General features: G+C 54.8%; 15 protein-coding genes. 5 read left to right on the top strand and 10 right to left on the bottom strand.

Features of this window, described 5'->3' with window-relative positions; genetic code table 11:
* Positions 1 to 60 precede the first annotated feature (60 nt).
* Positions 61 to 348, bottom strand: a complete 288-nt coding sequence (gene groES / locus KYE_RS05765; protein ID WP_008171363.1) for a co-chaperone GroES — start codon at positions 346 to 348, stop codon at positions 61 to 63.
* Positions 349 to 542: 194 nt separating this feature from the next.
* Positions 543 to 1091, bottom strand: coding sequence for an FxsA family protein (locus tag KYE_RS05760; protein WP_008171362.1), 549 nt, complete (start codon positions 1089 to 1091; stop codon positions 543 to 545).
* Between the two features lie 162 nt (positions 1092 to 1253).
* Between KYE_RS05760 and KYE_RS05755 the strand changes: the two genes are divergently transcribed.
* The 3 genes from KYE_RS05755 to KYE_RS05745 all read left to right on the top strand — a co-directional run bounded on the left by KYE_RS05755 (position 1254) and on the right by KYE_RS05745 (position 3554).
* Positions 1254 to 2015: an SDR family oxidoreductase gene (locus KYE_RS05755; protein ID WP_008171359.1), complete on the top strand. Its 762-nt coding sequence runs from the start codon at positions 1254 to 1256 to the stop codon at positions 2013 to 2015.
* 122 nt (positions 2016 to 2137) lie between these two features.
* Positions 2138 to 2380 carry a helix-turn-helix transcriptional regulator gene (locus KYE_RS05750; RefSeq protein WP_008171357.1) on the top strand — a complete coding sequence of 81 codons (243 nt, stop codon included), beginning with the start codon at positions 2138 to 2140 and terminating at the stop codon, positions 2378 to 2380.
* Positions 2370 to 3554: a type II toxin-antitoxin system HipA family toxin gene (locus tag KYE_RS05745; RefSeq protein WP_008171355.1), complete on the top strand. Its 1185-nt coding sequence runs from the start codon at positions 2370 to 2372 to the stop codon at positions 3552 to 3554. Before KYE_RS05750 ends, KYE_RS05745 begins: the two co-directional genes overlap by 11 nt.
* Here the strand turns inward: KYE_RS05745 and KYE_RS05740 are convergent.
* The 3 genes from KYE_RS05740 to KYE_RS05730 all read right to left on the bottom strand — a co-directional run bounded on the left by KYE_RS05740 (position 3511) and on the right by KYE_RS05730 (position 5717).
* The gene (locus KYE_RS05740) at positions 3511 to 3819 is read right to left on the bottom strand and encodes an MGMT family protein (RefSeq protein WP_008171353.1); all 309 of its coding nucleotides are present in this window, start codon (positions 3817 to 3819) and stop codon (positions 3511 to 3513) included. The genes KYE_RS05745 and KYE_RS05740 overlap by 44 nt on opposite strands.
* Positions 3819 to 5156, bottom strand: coding sequence for an AmpG family muropeptide MFS transporter (locus KYE_RS05735; protein WP_008171351.1), 1338 nt, complete (start codon positions 5154 to 5156; stop codon positions 3819 to 3821). Before KYE_RS05735 ends, KYE_RS05740 begins: the two co-directional genes overlap by 1 nt.
* A 78-nt stretch (positions 5157 to 5234) precedes the next feature.
* Positions 5235 to 5717 (bottom strand): YajQ family cyclic di-GMP-binding protein, encoded by a 483-nt coding sequence (locus KYE_RS05730; protein WP_008171349.1) that lies wholly within the window; start codon positions 5715 to 5717, stop codon positions 5235 to 5237.
* A 111-nt stretch (positions 5718 to 5828) separates the two neighbouring features.
* On the opposite strand from KYE_RS05730, the gene KYE_RS05725 reads away from it, so the two are divergent.
* Entirely contained in the window at positions 5829 to 6800 is a 972-nt protein-coding gene (locus KYE_RS05725) for a response regulator (RefSeq protein ID WP_008171347.1), read from the top strand.
* Positions 6801 to 7099: 299 nt separating this feature from the next.
* A complete protein-coding gene (locus KYE_RS05720; RefSeq protein ID WP_008171344.1) occupies positions 7100 to 8125 on the top strand; it encodes an AraC family transcriptional regulator in 1026 nt (341 codons plus the stop codon).
* Here KYE_RS05720 and KYE_RS05715 read toward each other — a convergent pair.
* The 5 genes from KYE_RS05715 to KYE_RS05695 all read right to left on the bottom strand — a co-directional run bounded on the left by KYE_RS05715 (position 8122) and on the right by KYE_RS05695 (position 14029).
* The gene (locus tag KYE_RS05715; RefSeq protein WP_008171342.1) at positions 8122 to 9333 is read right to left on the bottom strand and encodes an argininosuccinate synthase; all 1212 of its coding nucleotides are present in this window, start codon (positions 9331 to 9333) and stop codon (positions 8122 to 8124) included. The two genes, KYE_RS05720 and KYE_RS05715, sit on opposite strands and share 4 nt — an antisense overlap.
* Before the next feature lie 129 nt (positions 9334 to 9462).
* On the bottom strand, positions 9463 to 9861 hold the full coding sequence (gene fliS, locus KYE_RS05710) for a flagellar export chaperone FliS (protein WP_008171340.1): 399 nt from the start codon (positions 9859 to 9861) through the stop codon (positions 9463 to 9465).
* A gap of 36 nt (positions 9862 to 9897) precedes the next feature.
* A complete protein-coding gene (gene fliD, locus KYE_RS05705; protein WP_008171338.1) occupies positions 9898 to 11886 on the bottom strand; it encodes a flagellar filament capping protein FliD in 1989 nt (662 codons plus the stop codon).
* A 255-nt stretch (positions 11887 to 12141) separates the two neighbouring features.
* Positions 12142 to 12576: a flagellar protein FlaG gene (locus KYE_RS05700; protein WP_008171337.1), complete on the bottom strand. Its 435-nt coding sequence runs from the start codon at positions 12574 to 12576 to the stop codon at positions 12142 to 12144.
* A 70-nt stretch (positions 12577 to 12646) separates the two neighbouring features.
* Complete coding sequence (locus tag KYE_RS05695; RefSeq protein WP_008171335.1) at positions 12647 to 14029, bottom strand: flagellin; 1383 nt, start codon at positions 14027 to 14029, stop codon at positions 12647 to 12649.
* Between the last annotated feature and the right edge of the window lie 358 nt (positions 14030 to 14387).

Genomic DNA, 14387 nt, shown 5'->3' with positions numbered 1-14387 from the left:
TTAAACCGAAGTTGTTGAATCAATCGGATTAATGAGAGTTCGTGCGATTCGCCTCAGCGATCACTCAAGCACGCCGTAGATGTCGCTCTCGCTCATGATGAGGAGCTCTTCGCCATCGATCTTGACGGTGTTCCCGGCGTACTGGCCGAAGACCACGGTGTCACCCACCTTGACCGCCAGTGAGCGGGTTTCGCCGTTTTCCAGGATGCGACCGTTACCAACGGCAATCACCTCGCCCTGGGAAGGCTTCTCTTTGGCGTTACCCGGCAGCACGATGCCACCCGCAGTTTTCTCTTCTTCTTCCTTACGGCGCACGACAACACGGTCGTGTAGCGGACGAATTTTCATTGCTCGGTTTCTCCAATAGTCAGATTAATGTGGCAATGACATTGTTGATGTAGGTCGGATTAGCGAAGCGTAACCCGACAAATTGCCCGGCTTGATAACCAACTGTTTTCAGAGGAAATCAGCCCGCAGCGAACTTGTGGTTCCTATTTGGGGTAGCTGGTAGGTGTTTTCAACACCCCGGAGAGAAAATTTTTTCACTTTTTTTCGATCCGGTCCCGATCGGATTCCGTCTCATCCTGGTACTCGCCTTCGATGATGTCGCCATTGCTGTCCCGATCAAAAGGCCGCTGCCGGCCGAACGGGTTCTCCTGGCCGCCAAACGGATCCTGCCCGAACGGATTGGAACCGCCACCCGCGCGAAAATAGAAACTGCTGCCACGGCTTTGACCAGCAACGACCATGCGCTTGAGCGCCTGTGCTGCAAGCCAGTGGCGCGTTCCGGGGATCAGGCACAAAAACCCGACCGTGTCGGTAATGAAGCCAGGTGTTAGTAATAGCGCACCACCAATCGCAAGGATCAGCCCCTCGGCAACCTCCTTGGCCGGCAATTCGCCACTGTTCAGTCGCTGATTGGCCTTCAAAAGCGTTGCCAACCCCTGCTGGCGAAGGAGCCAGGCGCCGATCACGGCGGTCAACAACACCAACCCGACGGTATTGAGCACACCAATCATGCCACCCACCTGGATCAACACCGCCATCTCGGCAATCGGCATGATTATGAATAGAAAAAGAAACACGGACATCGGGACCTCAGGGTCTGAGCAGGAATTTCAGAAGGTCTGGTATACTCGCAGTCCTTCCGTATCTAACAAGAAGCCACATTCATGGCTCTACGCACCAGCCATACCGGTGAAAAGACGCACAGCAACTGTAAAGCCACTTGATAACAGTAGTTAGGGCAAAACATGAAACTTCAAGATTCCGTGATTGCAATCACTGGCGGCGGCCAGGGCCTTGGCCGCGCCATGGGCGAATACCTTGCGGCCAAAGGTGCAAAAATTGCGCTGATCGACCTGATGCCGGAGAAGCTGGACGAAGCCGTCACCGCCTGCGTGGCCGCGGGCGCTGAGGCCAGAAGCTACGTCTGCAACGTCGCCAAAGAAGAAGACGTTGAAAAAACCTTTGAAGCCATCGTAAAAGATTTCGGCCACCTCAATGGCCTGATCAACAACGCCGGCATCCTGCGAGACGGCCTGATGGTCAAAGTGAAGGATGGCGAAGTTGAGCGCCGCATGGAGCTGTCCCAGTGGCAGGCGGTGATCGACGTCAACCTCACCGGTGTGTTTCTCTGCGGCCGCGAAGCCGCCACCCAGATGATCAAGAACGGCGACCAGGGCGCGATCATCAACATCGCCTCCATCTCCCGCGCCGGCAACATGGGCCAGAGCAACTACTCCGCCGCCAAAGCCGGCGTCTCCGCCCTGGTTCCCGTATGGGCCAAGGAACTCGCCCGCTACGGCATCCGCTGCGCCGGTATCGCCCCGGGCTTCATCGAGACCGAAATGACCGCCTCCATGAAACCGGAAGCCCTGGAAAAAATGACGGCCGGCATTCCGCTCAAGCGCATGGGCAAGCCAGAAGAAATCGCCTCGGCGGCGGCGTTTATCTTTGAGAATGACTATGTGTCCGGGCGTATGCTTGAGGTGGATGGGGCTCTTAGGCTGTAATCCCTCAGATCCATCAGAGAAGTGAGGCCAGCTCAGGGACGAGCCAGCATACAGCTAAAATACTTTACATATCGAAAGATAGAGACAATAATGTAAATTATTTTAGTCAGAACAGGCCGGCAATGGATTTTCAGACCCTCGGACACGAAATCTCTGCATTCCGCCAACAACAAGGCGTCTCCCAGCAAAAAATGGCAGACCACCTCGGCATCTCTCGCGCCACCATAAATGCGCTGGAAAACGGGCGATCTGGCGACATCGGCATCCGCAAGGTTATGAAAATACTCGACTACCTGGGTAAGGAGCTGGCTGTCCGGGACAAGTCTCCATTCCCGACCCTGGAGGAGCTGCGTGATGAGCGATGAGTTGGACGTTCATGTAAATCACAGGCCTGCGGGGAAACTGTTCCGCGAGTCAGGCGAGTTTGTCTTCAGCTATTCCGAGAAAGCCAATCCCGACGCCTTCGTCTCGCTGACCATGCCGGTCCGAAAAAAAGATTATAGCCATCCCCAACTGCACCCGGTTTTCGAGATGCATCTGCCGGAGGGCTACCTGCTTTCGGTAATCAAAAAGCAGTTTGCCAAACTTACGGATACCGACGACTTTGGGCTTCTTCGACTCCTGGCACCGAATATACGTGGCCGGGTCGAGTTCAACCCTGATGACCACTCTGGCGAGACTTCATTGAGCCTCGAAAAACTCTTGCACTCTGACAACCCCACCCTGTTCGAGGAGCTGGTGTCACGATTTGCGCTTCGCTCTGCACTGAGTGGTGTACAGCCCAAAGTCCTGGCAACACTCGAAAACAAGGCGACACTCCGGCTCGAAGACTACATCGTCAAAGCCTGGGGCCCTGATTATCCCGAACTGGCTCTCAACGAATACTGCTGCATGCTCGCCTGCCAGTACGCCGGAATTCCCGTTCCCGAATTCTATCTATCGGATGACGAATCCCTGTTCATCATGAAGCGGTTCGATTTGAAAGACAGCGGCGAGGCGCTTGGCTTTGAAGACATGTGTGTGCTTCAGGCAAAACAGCGGGAAGAAAAGTACACCGGCAGCTACGAGCAAATTGCCAAAACCATCAAAACGTTTGTTAGCGCAGAGAACAAGAAGGCCTCCCTTGAACAGTTTTTCAAGATGATGGTCCTGAACAATATCCTGCAAAATGGCGACGCCCACCTGAAGAACTTTGGCCTGGTCTACGAGAGCATTGATTCCATCAGACTGGCGCCCGCCTACGATGTCGTGTGCACAACCGCCTATATCAGGCAGGATATCTCCGCTCTCACCCTCATGGGCAGCAAGAAATGGTGGCCGAGAAAACATATGGAGCGGTTTGGAGTTCAGGTCTGTGACCTGAGTGCGATCAAAGCCAGAGAGTTGTACGAGGAGTGCCTGAGGGCAATTGCAACGGTTCAGCTCTATATTGCGGACCGGCTTTCACGGGAACCTGCCGGAGAAAAAGCGGAGCTGTTGGCTCACCTCCAGACGCTCATTGCCAACAATATCGCGACATCGAAACCCGCCCGTCGGTGACTTCGACACCCTCGGCTTCAAGCCGGCTTACCTGCTCCCGATATTTCTCGGACCCCGCGGGAAATGCAATCTGGCCGTTACTGCGAATCACCCGATACCAGGGCACCGCATGCCCTTCTGGCAGCTTGCCCAACGCCTTTCCGATATATCTCGCCTGCCGGCCCAATCCCGCCATCTCCGCAACCTGACCGTAACTGACCACCCTCCCCTCCGGGACAGCCAGTACAACTTGCCAGATCTTCTGATCTTTGGTTGGTTCGGGCATCAAGGGCTCACCGGTTCTGCATCAGGCTTTGATTCATTCCGCGGCGCTAGCGCATCCAATCGATGGCCATTTCGGATCATGAACATGGCCAACAAAATAGCAGGGACGCCCATTATGCCGGCCACCAGGAAGAACTCCGCATATCCGAAGCCCGCCACAACGATGCCGGAGAAGCCCCCCAGAAACTTTCCGGGCAGGGTCATCAAGGAACTGAACAGGGCGTACTGCGTTGCCGTGAACGAGGCACTGGTCATACTGGAGAGCCAGGCAATCAGGGCCACGTTGGCAATACCGCCACTGAGGTTATCGGCGCTCACCACCGCGGCCAGGGTAACGATGTTGGGCGGGTACTGGGCCAGAACGACGAACAGAAGATTGGTGGCGGCCGTCATGATCGCCCCCAGCAGAAGAATTCGACGAACCCCGTAACGAACCACCATAACCCCACCAACCAGCGAGCCGGCAATGGTCATGAAGAAGCCGAAAATCTTGGTCACATCAGCCACCTGGGTTTTGCTGAACCCCATGAAGTCCAGGTAAAAGGGATTGGCCATGACGCCCATGGCAATGTCCGAGATACGGTACACGGCAACCATGAGCAGGATGACCAGCGCCAGCTCCTTGTACCGCCTGAAAAAATCCAGGAACGGGCCTGCGACAGCAGCGTAGAACCAGCCAACCAGTCTCGCCAGGCGCGGATTCAGATGGGTGCGCCTGGCGGCCTCCTGCTCAATCTTGTGAGCAATGTCCTGGGCGGCAGCAAAGTGGTTCACGCTGGGCTCGCGAACGATGAGAACGGTGAGTGCGCCAACGCCTACGAGGGCCGCCATCACCTCATAGGACACCTGCCAGGACCAGAATTCCGCCAGGTAAAGAGCCCCGGCGCCGGCCACCAGAAGCGCCAGACGGTAACCGAAGATATACGTTGCGGCCAGCGCCGCCTGCAGCCGCTCCTCGGCAATCTCGATGCGGTAGGCATCAATGGCCACATCCTGAGTGGCGGAGGAAAAGGCCACCAGCAGGCCGCAAAGAGCCATCATTTCAGGCGCTGCCGTAGCATCCACGTGAGCCATCAGGTACAGCCCCGTGGCGATACCCGCCTGCGCAAAGATAATCCAGCTCCGCCGCTTGCCCAAAAGCCGGTCGAGCAACGGCAGTTTCAGGCGGTCCACCACCGGTGCCCAGAACACCTTGATTGAATAGGTAATACCGAGCCAGCTAAAGAACCCGATGGTGGCGGTTTCCACTCCCACATCCGCCAGCCGGGCGTTAAGGGTGGAAAACACCAGCAGAAACGGCAAACCCGCCGAGAACCCCAGGAATAACAGGGCGATCACCTGCCAACGGATGTAGGTGTAAAGCGTATCCCGAATCAGGGTCAGGCGGGTGCCGGTTAAGATGGTAAAGCCTCCGGATCAGTCGCGGAAATTATTGAACTGCAGCGGGATATCCAGCTCAGCTTCGCGCAGCATAGCGATGGCCTCCTGGAGATCATCCCGTTTCTTGCCGGTCACCCGCACCTTATCGCCCTGGATACTGGCCTGGACCTTCATCTTCTGGTCCTTGATCATCTTCACGATCTTCTTGGCCATATCAGTTTCAATGCCCTGCTTCAGCAGCAGGTGCTGTTTGACCAGCTTGCCGGACTTGCTGTCGCCGTCCTCGGCCAGCGCGCGGGCATCGATATTGCGCTTGGCAAACGCCATCCGCAGCATATCCAGCAACTGCTCGAGCTGGAACTCCTGCTCGGCACTGATGGTGATGCCCTTGTCGTCCAGCTCAATGTCGGCTTCAACGTTCTTGAAGTCCCAGCGATTGCCCAGTTCGCGCTTGGCCTGGTCGACCGCATTGGTGACTTCGTGCATATCGATTTCTGAAACAATGTCAAAAGAAGGCATGGTCGTTATTCTCCAACAGGGTAAGAAGGTATACTTCTTGAGTTTGCTGGGGATGATACCAACCCCCGACAACTCCCGCACCTGACAACGGACTGCTAAAAGTAGATAACAATGCCAAATTTGGACCTTCCCATCCTCGTAGTAGACGACGCGAAATTCAGCAGTATGGTGGTTGGCCGCACGCTGCGAAATGCCGGATATCGCGACGTACGCATCGTTAATAACGCACCGGAAGCCCTGCAGCTGATCGAACAGCGCCCGGTGAGCGTGCTGATTGCCGACTGGCTGATGCCCGAGATGGATGGCCTGGAACTGACGGACCAGGTGCGACAACAGGACGAGCAGAACAATCACTACACTTACGTGATCCTGCTCACGGCACGGGAAAGCGTCGAGGCTCTTTCAGAAGCCTTCGACCGGGGCGTGGACGACTACATCTACAAGTCCGACATGACCAAGCAACTGATCCCTCGCATCTTTGCCGCAGACCGAATGGCCGACCGCCAGAACACCCTGCTCCGGGCCAACTCCCTGCTGATCGAGAACAATCGTGAGCTGGAATCCACAAACATCATTGATCTGGAAACCGGTCTCTGCAACACCAAATACGGTCGCGAGCGGCTGACCAAGATGCTGCGCCACGCTGAATCCCGAGGCGGCAGTTCTGCCTATGTACTGTGCGGCATTCGCAACTGGCAGGAACTGAAGCGCAAACACCCGCCCACAGTGATGAGCGAACTGGCCATCGGCATTGCCCGCCGACTGAGCACCCTGATTCGCCCCATTGATGCCCTGTGCCGCGTTGGCGACAACCAGTTCGCCATCATTGCCTACTTCCCGAACAGCGATCACTGCACTACCACAGCGTTCCGGCGCGTCTTCGATGGCATCAACCACAAGGCCCTGAAAACCACAGCCGGCTATATTTCTGTGGAAGCCGGCATGGTGCTGTGCAAGGCCGACGCCCAGAACGGCACACCCTCGATCCAGGATATGGAACGGGCAGCGGTGCAGGGGCTGGTGGATGCCTACGATACGCGTCGGTTTACCGAGACTGCGCCGGAGATCGGAGCGACCGCCTGAAGCGGCGACACACTCGGTAACACTGATACACACTTCACAAACAGACAGGAAAGGCCGGACGACTTATTCTGCAATTGTGGATTTAAGCAGTATCCCCCATGGTGGAGGAGCCGAGTAGTACCTCCGCCGCCATATGGGGAATCGAATCCACCGGATTAACGAATTTTTCAGGCACTTTCGTTCTTTCCTTGTTTTTTGGGCCAGCTTTTTAGCTGGCCTTTTTATTTTCCGCTCCAGACGTTTCCGCACCAGTTCCGTTATACTCCGGCTATAACGACTCCAAAAACAGTGCTGTAACCATGAAAACCCTCGGAACCGCCTCTGTCGCCGCCCTGCGCCAATACGTTCGTGCTGCCGAATCCGCCGGCGTGGATATCAATCGCCTTTTCGACCAGGCTGAACTGGACCAGAACATCCTGGACACCGACGACGGCCGCATTAACGGCGAGCAGTTCCAGCACTTTATCCGTTTATTGTGCGAACAAACCGGCAACCCGATCCTGGGCCTGGAAACTGGCGACTTCGTTCAACCTGGCTCCTACAGTGTGCTTGGCTACATCACCATGAGCTGCGCCACCCTCGGCGAAGCCGTGGCACGCATTGCGCCGTTCGAAAAACTCGTTGGAGACATGGGCACCACCAGCCTCGCCATGAAAGGCGACGACATCAAACTGACCTGGAACTGCAACTACACCGATCCTGTCGTTCGGCCGCAACTGGTGGATAACGTGTTTGCCTCCTGGGTGAACTACGCCCGCTGGCTTGCGGACAATCAGGAGGCGTCACCCAGCTCGGTAAAACTCCGCCGGGCCTCTCCGGGCTCAGAATTTGAAAAGGCCTATCAGGAACGCTGGCACTGCCCGGTTACCTTCTCAGCCGATGAGGACAGCATCACGCTCAAGAAAAGTCTGCTGGAAACTCGACTCAGACAACCGGATCCCCTACTTCGAAAAACCCTGGAAGCCCATGCCCTGAGCCAGTTGGCCTCCCTGGATACCGACAGCGACCTTACCTCAAGAGTCCGCCACAGCATCCAGCAACAACTGATGCACGGCATTACCCGGCAGGACATGGTGGCTGAAGACCTGGGTATGACCAGCCGAACCCTGCAGAGAAAACTCGGCCAGGAAGGCGTGTCTTACCAGAAATTGCTGGATGAAGTGCGGCAAAAAATGGCCGAGGACTATCTTCGCAACAGCGAGCTGGCCATTCCGGATATTGCACTGAGGCTGGGATACAGTGAAACCACGTCGTTTCACAGGAAGTTCAAGGCGGTAACGGGGAAGACGCCCGGAGAGTTCCGGGCGTCCGTAGAGCAGACTTAAAGCTTGCGGCCTTTGCCAGCAGCAATCCTCAGACGCAGCGCATTCAGCTTGATAAAGCCTTCTGCATCCTTCTGATCGTAGGCACCCTGATCTTCCTCAAAGGTAGCAATCTTCTCGTCGAACAGGGAATCCTCAGACTTACGGCCAACCACATCCACATTGCCCTTGTAGAGCTTCAGGCGAACAGTGCCGTTTACATAATGCTGGGTCTGATCGATCAGAGCTTGAAGAGCCTCGCGCTCCGGGGACCACCAGTAACCGTTGTAGATCACCTCGGCGTAGCGCGGCATGATGCTGTCTTTCAGGTGCGCCACTTCGCGATCCAGGGTGATGGACTCAATGGCACGGTGGGCACGCAGCATGATGGTACCGCCCGGGGTCTCGTAACAGCCGCGGGACTTCATGCCCACATAGCGGTTCTCGACGATGTCCAGACGGCCAATACCGTTGGCACCCGCCAGCTTGTTCAGGGATTCCAGAACCACGTGGGGCTTCATGTCCTGACCATCGATGGCAACAATGTCGCCCTTCTTATAGGTCAGTTCAACGTAGGTCGGCTCATCCGGCGCGGTTTCCGGAGACACACTCCAGCGCCACATATCTTCCTCGGCTTCCGCCCAGGGATCTTCCAGATTGATGCCTTCGTAGGAAATGTGCAGCAAGTTGGCGTCCATGGAGTACGGGCTCTTGCCCTTCTTCATTTCCACCGGGATGTTGCGCTCTTCGCAGTACTTCAGCAGCTTCTCGCGGGAATTCAGATCCCACTCACGCCAGGGCGCAATCACCTTCACACCCGGCTTCAGCGCGTAGGCACCGAGCTCGAAACGCACCTGGTCGTTACCCTTACCGGTAGCGCCATGGGAAATAGCATCAGCGCCGGTCTCATTGGCGATATCGATCAGACGCTTGGCAATCAGAGGACGGGCAATGGACGTACCCAGCAGGTACTCACCCTCATAGATGGTGTTCGCGCGGAACATCGGGAACACGTAATCGCGCACAAACTCCTCGCGCAGGTCCTCGATGTAGATTTCCTTAACGCCCAACGCCTCGGCTTTCGCCCGCGCCGGTTCGACTTCCTCGCCCTGGCCGATGTCGGCGGTGAACGTCACCACCTCACAGTTATAGGTATCCTGCAACCACCGAACGATTACGGAAGTATCCAGGCCACCAGAATAGGCCAGCACCACCTTTTTAATATCAGACATGCCCTTGCTCCAGACTGAACAGAATGGATGTGTTGAAAATAAGGGCAGTATTGTACGGGAGAGCGTGAGGAATGGCTATAAAGCCCCTCTCCCCTGGCGGGAGAGGGGCTGGGGAGAGGGGGTTATTGATCAGCCAGCAGCCTGCTGACCAATAGCCTCTTCCCGAATACCATCCCACCCTTCTTTAACAGAACGCAGAAGGGTAAGAACCTCATCCAGCTTGGCCAAATCATTCTTGGCACTGGCTTCCAGCAAAGAGCGCTCCATATAGTCATACAGCGCCTCAAGACGCGCAGCCAGATCGCCACCCTGCGCGAAATCCAGGAAGGAGCGCAGTCCACCAATAATCTCGATGGCCTTATTGATCAACTGGGCCTTGCCGCCGTAATCCTTTGCCTGGATACGAGACTTGGCCATGTTGATGCGCTCAATAGCGCCATTGTACAAAAGCTGGATCAGCCTATGCGGATCCGCATCAGTAATGCTGGTTTGGGTGTTGACGCGCTGATATGCCTGTAAACCGTTCATACTAAACCTCTTCGTTCGCTAATCGGCCTACGCCGATCAGTTGTTGTTCCGGTTGTTTTGGGGTGCAAGCGCAGCGAGCTGCTGGCTTACGTAATCCTGTGTGCTGTTGAGCTGGGAAATCAGGGAATCTGCCGCTGTGAACTGACTAACCAAGCGCTCACGGTAAGCAGCAATACGTTCCTCAAGTCGCGCCTGATTTTCCTGAATTTGTTCCAGATCGCGATTGAGGCTTTCAGTCCGCGATTCGATGGCGCCATCAGCACCCACAAAACTGGAAACCAGATCAACCGTCCGCTCTGCAACGCCTTCCACAAAAGTAATCGAGCCACGACTGCCAGTCTGGTCGCCCAGAATACGAACCTGCAGACCAGACGCACCACCATTGCCACTTCCCAGAAAGAGTACCTGGCCGTCGCCTTCCGCGGTTCGGCCACCAATGGTGCCTGCCACATCGATACCTGAAGTGCCGGTGGCAGCAGACAACCCATAAGCGGAACCATCTTCTACTGATGTCAGGCTGACGTTCGAATCACTGCCGTAATCGGAGGAGGTAAAGGTCAGCTCGCCGCCGCTTCCAATGCCAACCTGGACACCCGAGCCAGACGCATTCAGAGCATTATTGGCATTCAGCTGAGCCTGTATCTCGTCTGCCAGCTCCTGAGCTGTATTGTAGGTTTGCTGAGTGAGCTGAACGCTCACAGACGTTTCACCATTAACCTGGAACGTCAGCTCGTCATTGCCGGCGCCGATGATAAGTGGGGCCGTAAACGCAGCCCCAGATAGTGCGCCCTGCGTCGCCGCCTGGGTAATGTTGATATCGTAGCGGCCTGGCTCAGTATTCAAGCCACTCCGGACGAACTCGACCTGGCTATCGGTTGTCCGGCCTTGCTCTGCAAACAGTGCCGTCACATCGTCCGGATTATTCTTCAGCTGCTCTTCAAACTTGGCTCGGTCAAACTCCAGACCACCAGTTTCAAAGTTGGTCGTGATGCCCACATCCGCCAGACTACGAACACTGGAATTTTCCAGGCCCGGCACAACCCGCGTCAGCACCTGGCGCAATTGATTCTGAATAGAACGGACGGTACTGTCACCCGTGAGCAGACTGCCAACGCCTGCCTCAGCGTTAAAGCCAGCGAGACTATCAATAGTGGACTGAAGCGAATTAAATTTATCAACGAAGCCTTGTACGCGATCAGCAACCGCACCCAAGTCTTGCCGAACCTTGATAATAGAGGAACCAGTCTCGGTGATATCGAAGGTCAAGCCATCAATTACATTCTCAAAACTGTTGGTGGACCGAGTAACCTCAACGCCGTTGATTTTCATGACGGCATCTGAAGCGGCAATTGTTTCTTGCAGACCGGAATCCGCATCCATTCCGGTGTTAAACGCAAAACGGGACAGGCCCTGGTTATCAGTATCTGTGCCACCCGTGTCGCCGGAAACTGAGATACTTACAGCGTTGGCCGTTCCGGTCTCATCCGCAGAAAGAACCAACTGGAACCCGTTCCCCGTATCGATAACACCGGCAGAGACGCCCGCATCTGAATCATTGATCGCGTTTGCCAGCCCCTGAAGCGTTTCGTTGCTGTTATCAACAGTGATATTCGTGGTTTTATCGCCTACATTCAGCGTCAGCGTGCCTTGCCCCACACTGGTCGCATCGCGATCCGCGAACACATCCCTGGAAGCCAACGCTTGCGCACCAGCAAGACTGGTTACCTCAACGCTGTATGTGCCGCGACTCGCCTTAGTGCTGTCTACGGAAACCCCAATACCTTCGTTAGAAGAACTTGCAGAAAATGCCTTGAGATTATCCGGAGCGCTGAGCTGGCGCATTGGCAAACGCAATTCGGTAACAGCGCTGCGTAGCTTACCGTAGGCGGACAGCAAAGCCTGGGTTTGCTCTGTCTTCTGTGTAAGCCTATTTTCCGTAGGCGCACGCTCTGCCTGTACCAGTTGATCAACCAGATCCGAATTCAGAACGCCTGAACCAAGACCCAACGATGATATGTTTGCCATGCTCATGCCTCCTCAAGGGGGCGAATCTCTTCATTGTTCAGTTTATCGGCAAAAAGCGGCAAAACTTTGCCTTTTTCTTTCGCCGATTTGTAACACCCTGTAACAGTTAACAACACCTCCCCTCTCCCCTCGCGGGAGAGGGGCCGGGGGAGAGGGAGAACCCTCTCACCCCAAAAACGCAGAACACCGCCGGCCCCTCTCGGGTGCGGCGGTGCTGAAATACCATCGTTTATATCGGCGTAAAAGCGACCGCTTTTACACTTTGATATTAAACAACGTCAGCGGCTCATCCTGCTGCAAGTTTTCTGCCAACCTCAACGCTAGCTCATCCGGAATCTGGCGGATAACCTCTTTGGTCGACTGATCGACTACCTTTACGATGGTCTGACCAAGGTCGTTATCCACCTCAAACTGCAAATCCCGCTGCACATTCTGAACAAAATCGTTCAGTTGTCTCACCGCATCATCCAGTTGCTCCCGTGTGGCTTCATTCCGAGCCTGGAGCTTTTCAGCTTTGGACACGTCCGAAGTGACCTGGGAGCTCTCAACCTGACTGACTGCGGCAGACGAACCAGCAAGGTCGGAGGCATTCCTGCCTTCGGCCTGAGATGACGAAATTGCCCGAGCCGGCGCTTGCTCACTGGTGCGAACCAGCTTCAGATCCGGGCTGTTCAGGTTAACGTCATTCATAGCTTTACCTCGCTATCCTCAAACGGCGTCAAGCCGGAACCTGAGGGTTCCGGCTGTAACCGCTAGCCCCTTACTGCAGGAGGGACAGAACCTGCTGCGGACGGGCGTTCGCCTGAGCCAGTACCGAAATACCGGCCTGCTGCAGTACCTGAGACTTGGCCAGCTTAGCGGTTTCGGCCGCGAAGTCCGCGTCCAGAATCCGACTATTGGCAGCGCTCAAATTTTCAGATGTAGACGCCAAGTTCGAAATAGTAGATTCAAATCGGCTCTGCACTGCACCCAATTCTGCGCGAAGACCATTAATTTGATCTAAAGCCTGATCAACAGTAGTGATCGCGTTGGCCGCTTTCACATCGTCACTTACTGACAATTCGGAAACCTTGTTCGTTTGCTCTGAAGTGGTCAGTCCCAAAGCTACTTCACCGGTACCAGCTCCATCTACGGAAAAATCGGAGTTGCTGACCTTAGAAACTAGAGTTATTCCTGCCTCATATTTGCCGGAGGCGTCTGCTGTCCCACCCGAGGTGCCCAATATGAAAGCGCCCGCACCGCTATCAGCACTTGTAATTTCAAGCTCTTGGTCAAGCGTCGTTAAGCGGATTTCACCACCAACAACTTCAGCAGTCACGCCTTCACCGCTATCCTCAATTTTCTTTGCTAGAGAATTGATGTTGTCAGATTCGGTTACAGTAATAGTCTCGTCATTTATCTTAATATCAACTGTGGTGCCATTAGAGGTGGTCAAAGCTGCAAAGCTGAAGTCCTGGGTTAGGCTCGTTTGACGCTGCGCGGAAACGTCGGTCACACCTGTGTTCTTATTTATGGCGTCGACCACATCATCAAGCGATGCTGCATTGGACAAGTCTATTGTCTTACCCTCAATAGAGATATTGGTGGGAGGGAAAGAAGCATCTTTTACCGCCGTGCCCTCGAGAGTTGTGGAGCCTAACTGAGTTGATCTAGAGTCAACCCCTGAAACGCTAATGGTTTGCCCTTGATTCGCACCCACCTGGAAAGTGAGGTCGCTCAGAGTTCCATCGAGAATGTTTTGCCCGTTAAACTGGGTGCTCTGAGAGATACGCTCAACTTCATCCTTCAACGCAGTAACTTCTTGATCCAGAGCAGCCCTGTCTGAAGAAGAGTTTGTGGCGTTTGCAGACTGAACCGCCAAATCACGAATTCGCGTTAATGCATTCGTAATCTCTCCAAGCGCTCCTTCCGCGGTTTGGGCATATGAGATTCCGTCATTAGCATTCCGCTGCGCTACATTCAAACCAGAGATCTGGGCCTGAAAACGAGTCGATATCGCAAGGCCCGCCGCATCGTCTTTTGCAGAATTGATACGCAAACCCGACGACAGGCGCTCCAACGCTTGATCATTAAGTTTTTGCGAGTTGTTCAGCTGGTTTTGAGCAGTTAAAGAGGCAACGTTAGTGTTAATACCGAGAGCCATAATGCTTCTCCTTCGACAGATGTCGTTATTTCATGGAAAAGGTCTGGCGCCCGTTTTCAGTTTGGGAGCGCCGCCCTGTTACCCCATTTAACGGCTCCTCGTCCGGTTGCTTTAGAAAAAAATCCGTCGTTTTTGTTAACAAATGTAAAACCGGCAATTCGATTCCCATTCGAGCGGCAGCTAGTTGGCGCCAGAGGCTCTAGAGCCTACAAAACCAAAAATAAAACTCTTTTCTAAACAGACGACTAAGTGAAAAAACCAAAAACTGGCACAAGCTTCGCTTACCACCCAATAAAACGGCAATTAAACGAATTTCCGCCGGCAAGGTTCCTTTTTAAAAGCGGGTACCGAGCTTCCG

It is taken from the genome of Marinobacter manganoxydans MnI7-9 (assembly GCF_000235625.1).
Lineage (GTDB): Bacteria > Pseudomonadota > Gammaproteobacteria > Pseudomonadales > Oleiphilaceae > Marinobacter > Marinobacter manganoxydans.
Note: the sequence above shows the minus strand (reverse complement) of the source record. Positions and strands in the feature narration are given on the sequence as shown.

Excerpts from the sequence above, each read along its gene's own strand:
- groES (WP_008171363.1), bottom strand. The coding sequence starts at position 348 with ATGAAAATTCGTCCGCTACACGACCGTGTTGTCGTGCGCCGTAAGGAA.
- KYE_RS05760 (WP_008171362.1), bottom strand. The coding sequence starts at position 1,091 with ATGTCCGTGTTTCTTTTTCTATTCATAATCATGCCGATTGCCGAGATG.
- KYE_RS05755 (WP_008171359.1), top strand. The coding sequence starts at position 1,254 with ATGAAACTTCAAGATTCCGTGATTGCAATCACTGGCGGCGGCCAGGGC.
- KYE_RS05750 (WP_008171357.1), top strand. The coding sequence starts at position 2,138 with ATGGATTTTCAGACCCTCGGACACGAAATCTCTGCATTCCGCCAACAA.
- KYE_RS05745 (WP_008171355.1), top strand. The coding sequence starts at position 2,370 with ATGAGCGATGAGTTGGACGTTCATGTAAATCACAGGCCTGCGGGGAAA.
- KYE_RS05740 (WP_008171353.1), bottom strand. The coding sequence starts at position 3,819 with ATGCCCGAACCAACCAAAGATCAGAAGATCTGGCAAGTTGTACTGGCT.
- KYE_RS05730 (WP_008171349.1), bottom strand. The coding sequence starts at position 5,717 with ATGCCTTCTTTTGACATTGTTTCAGAAATCGATATGCACGAAGTCACC.
- KYE_RS05725 (WP_008171347.1), top strand. The coding sequence starts at position 5,829 with ATGCCAAATTTGGACCTTCCCATCCTCGTAGTAGACGACGCGAAATTC.
- KYE_RS05720 (WP_008171344.1), top strand. The coding sequence starts at position 7,100 with ATGAAAACCCTCGGAACCGCCTCTGTCGCCGCCCTGCGCCAATACGTT.
- KYE_RS05715 (WP_008171342.1), bottom strand. The coding sequence starts at position 9,333 with ATGTCTGATATTAAAAAGGTGGTGCTGGCCTATTCTGGTGGCCTGGAT.
- fliS (WP_008171340.1), bottom strand. The coding sequence starts at position 9,861 with ATGAACGGTTTACAGGCATATCAGCGCGTCAACACCCAAACCAGCATT.
- fliD (WP_008171338.1), bottom strand. The coding sequence starts at position 11,886 with ATGGCAAACATATCATCGTTGGGTCTTGGTTCAGGCGTTCTGAATTCG.
- KYE_RS05700 (WP_008171337.1), bottom strand. The coding sequence starts at position 12,576 with ATGAATGACGTTAACCTGAACAGCCCGGATCTGAAGCTGGTTCGCACC.
- KYE_RS05695 (WP_008171335.1), bottom strand. The coding sequence starts at position 14,029 with ATGGCTCTCGGTATTAACACTAACGTTGCCTCTTTAACTGCTCAAAAC.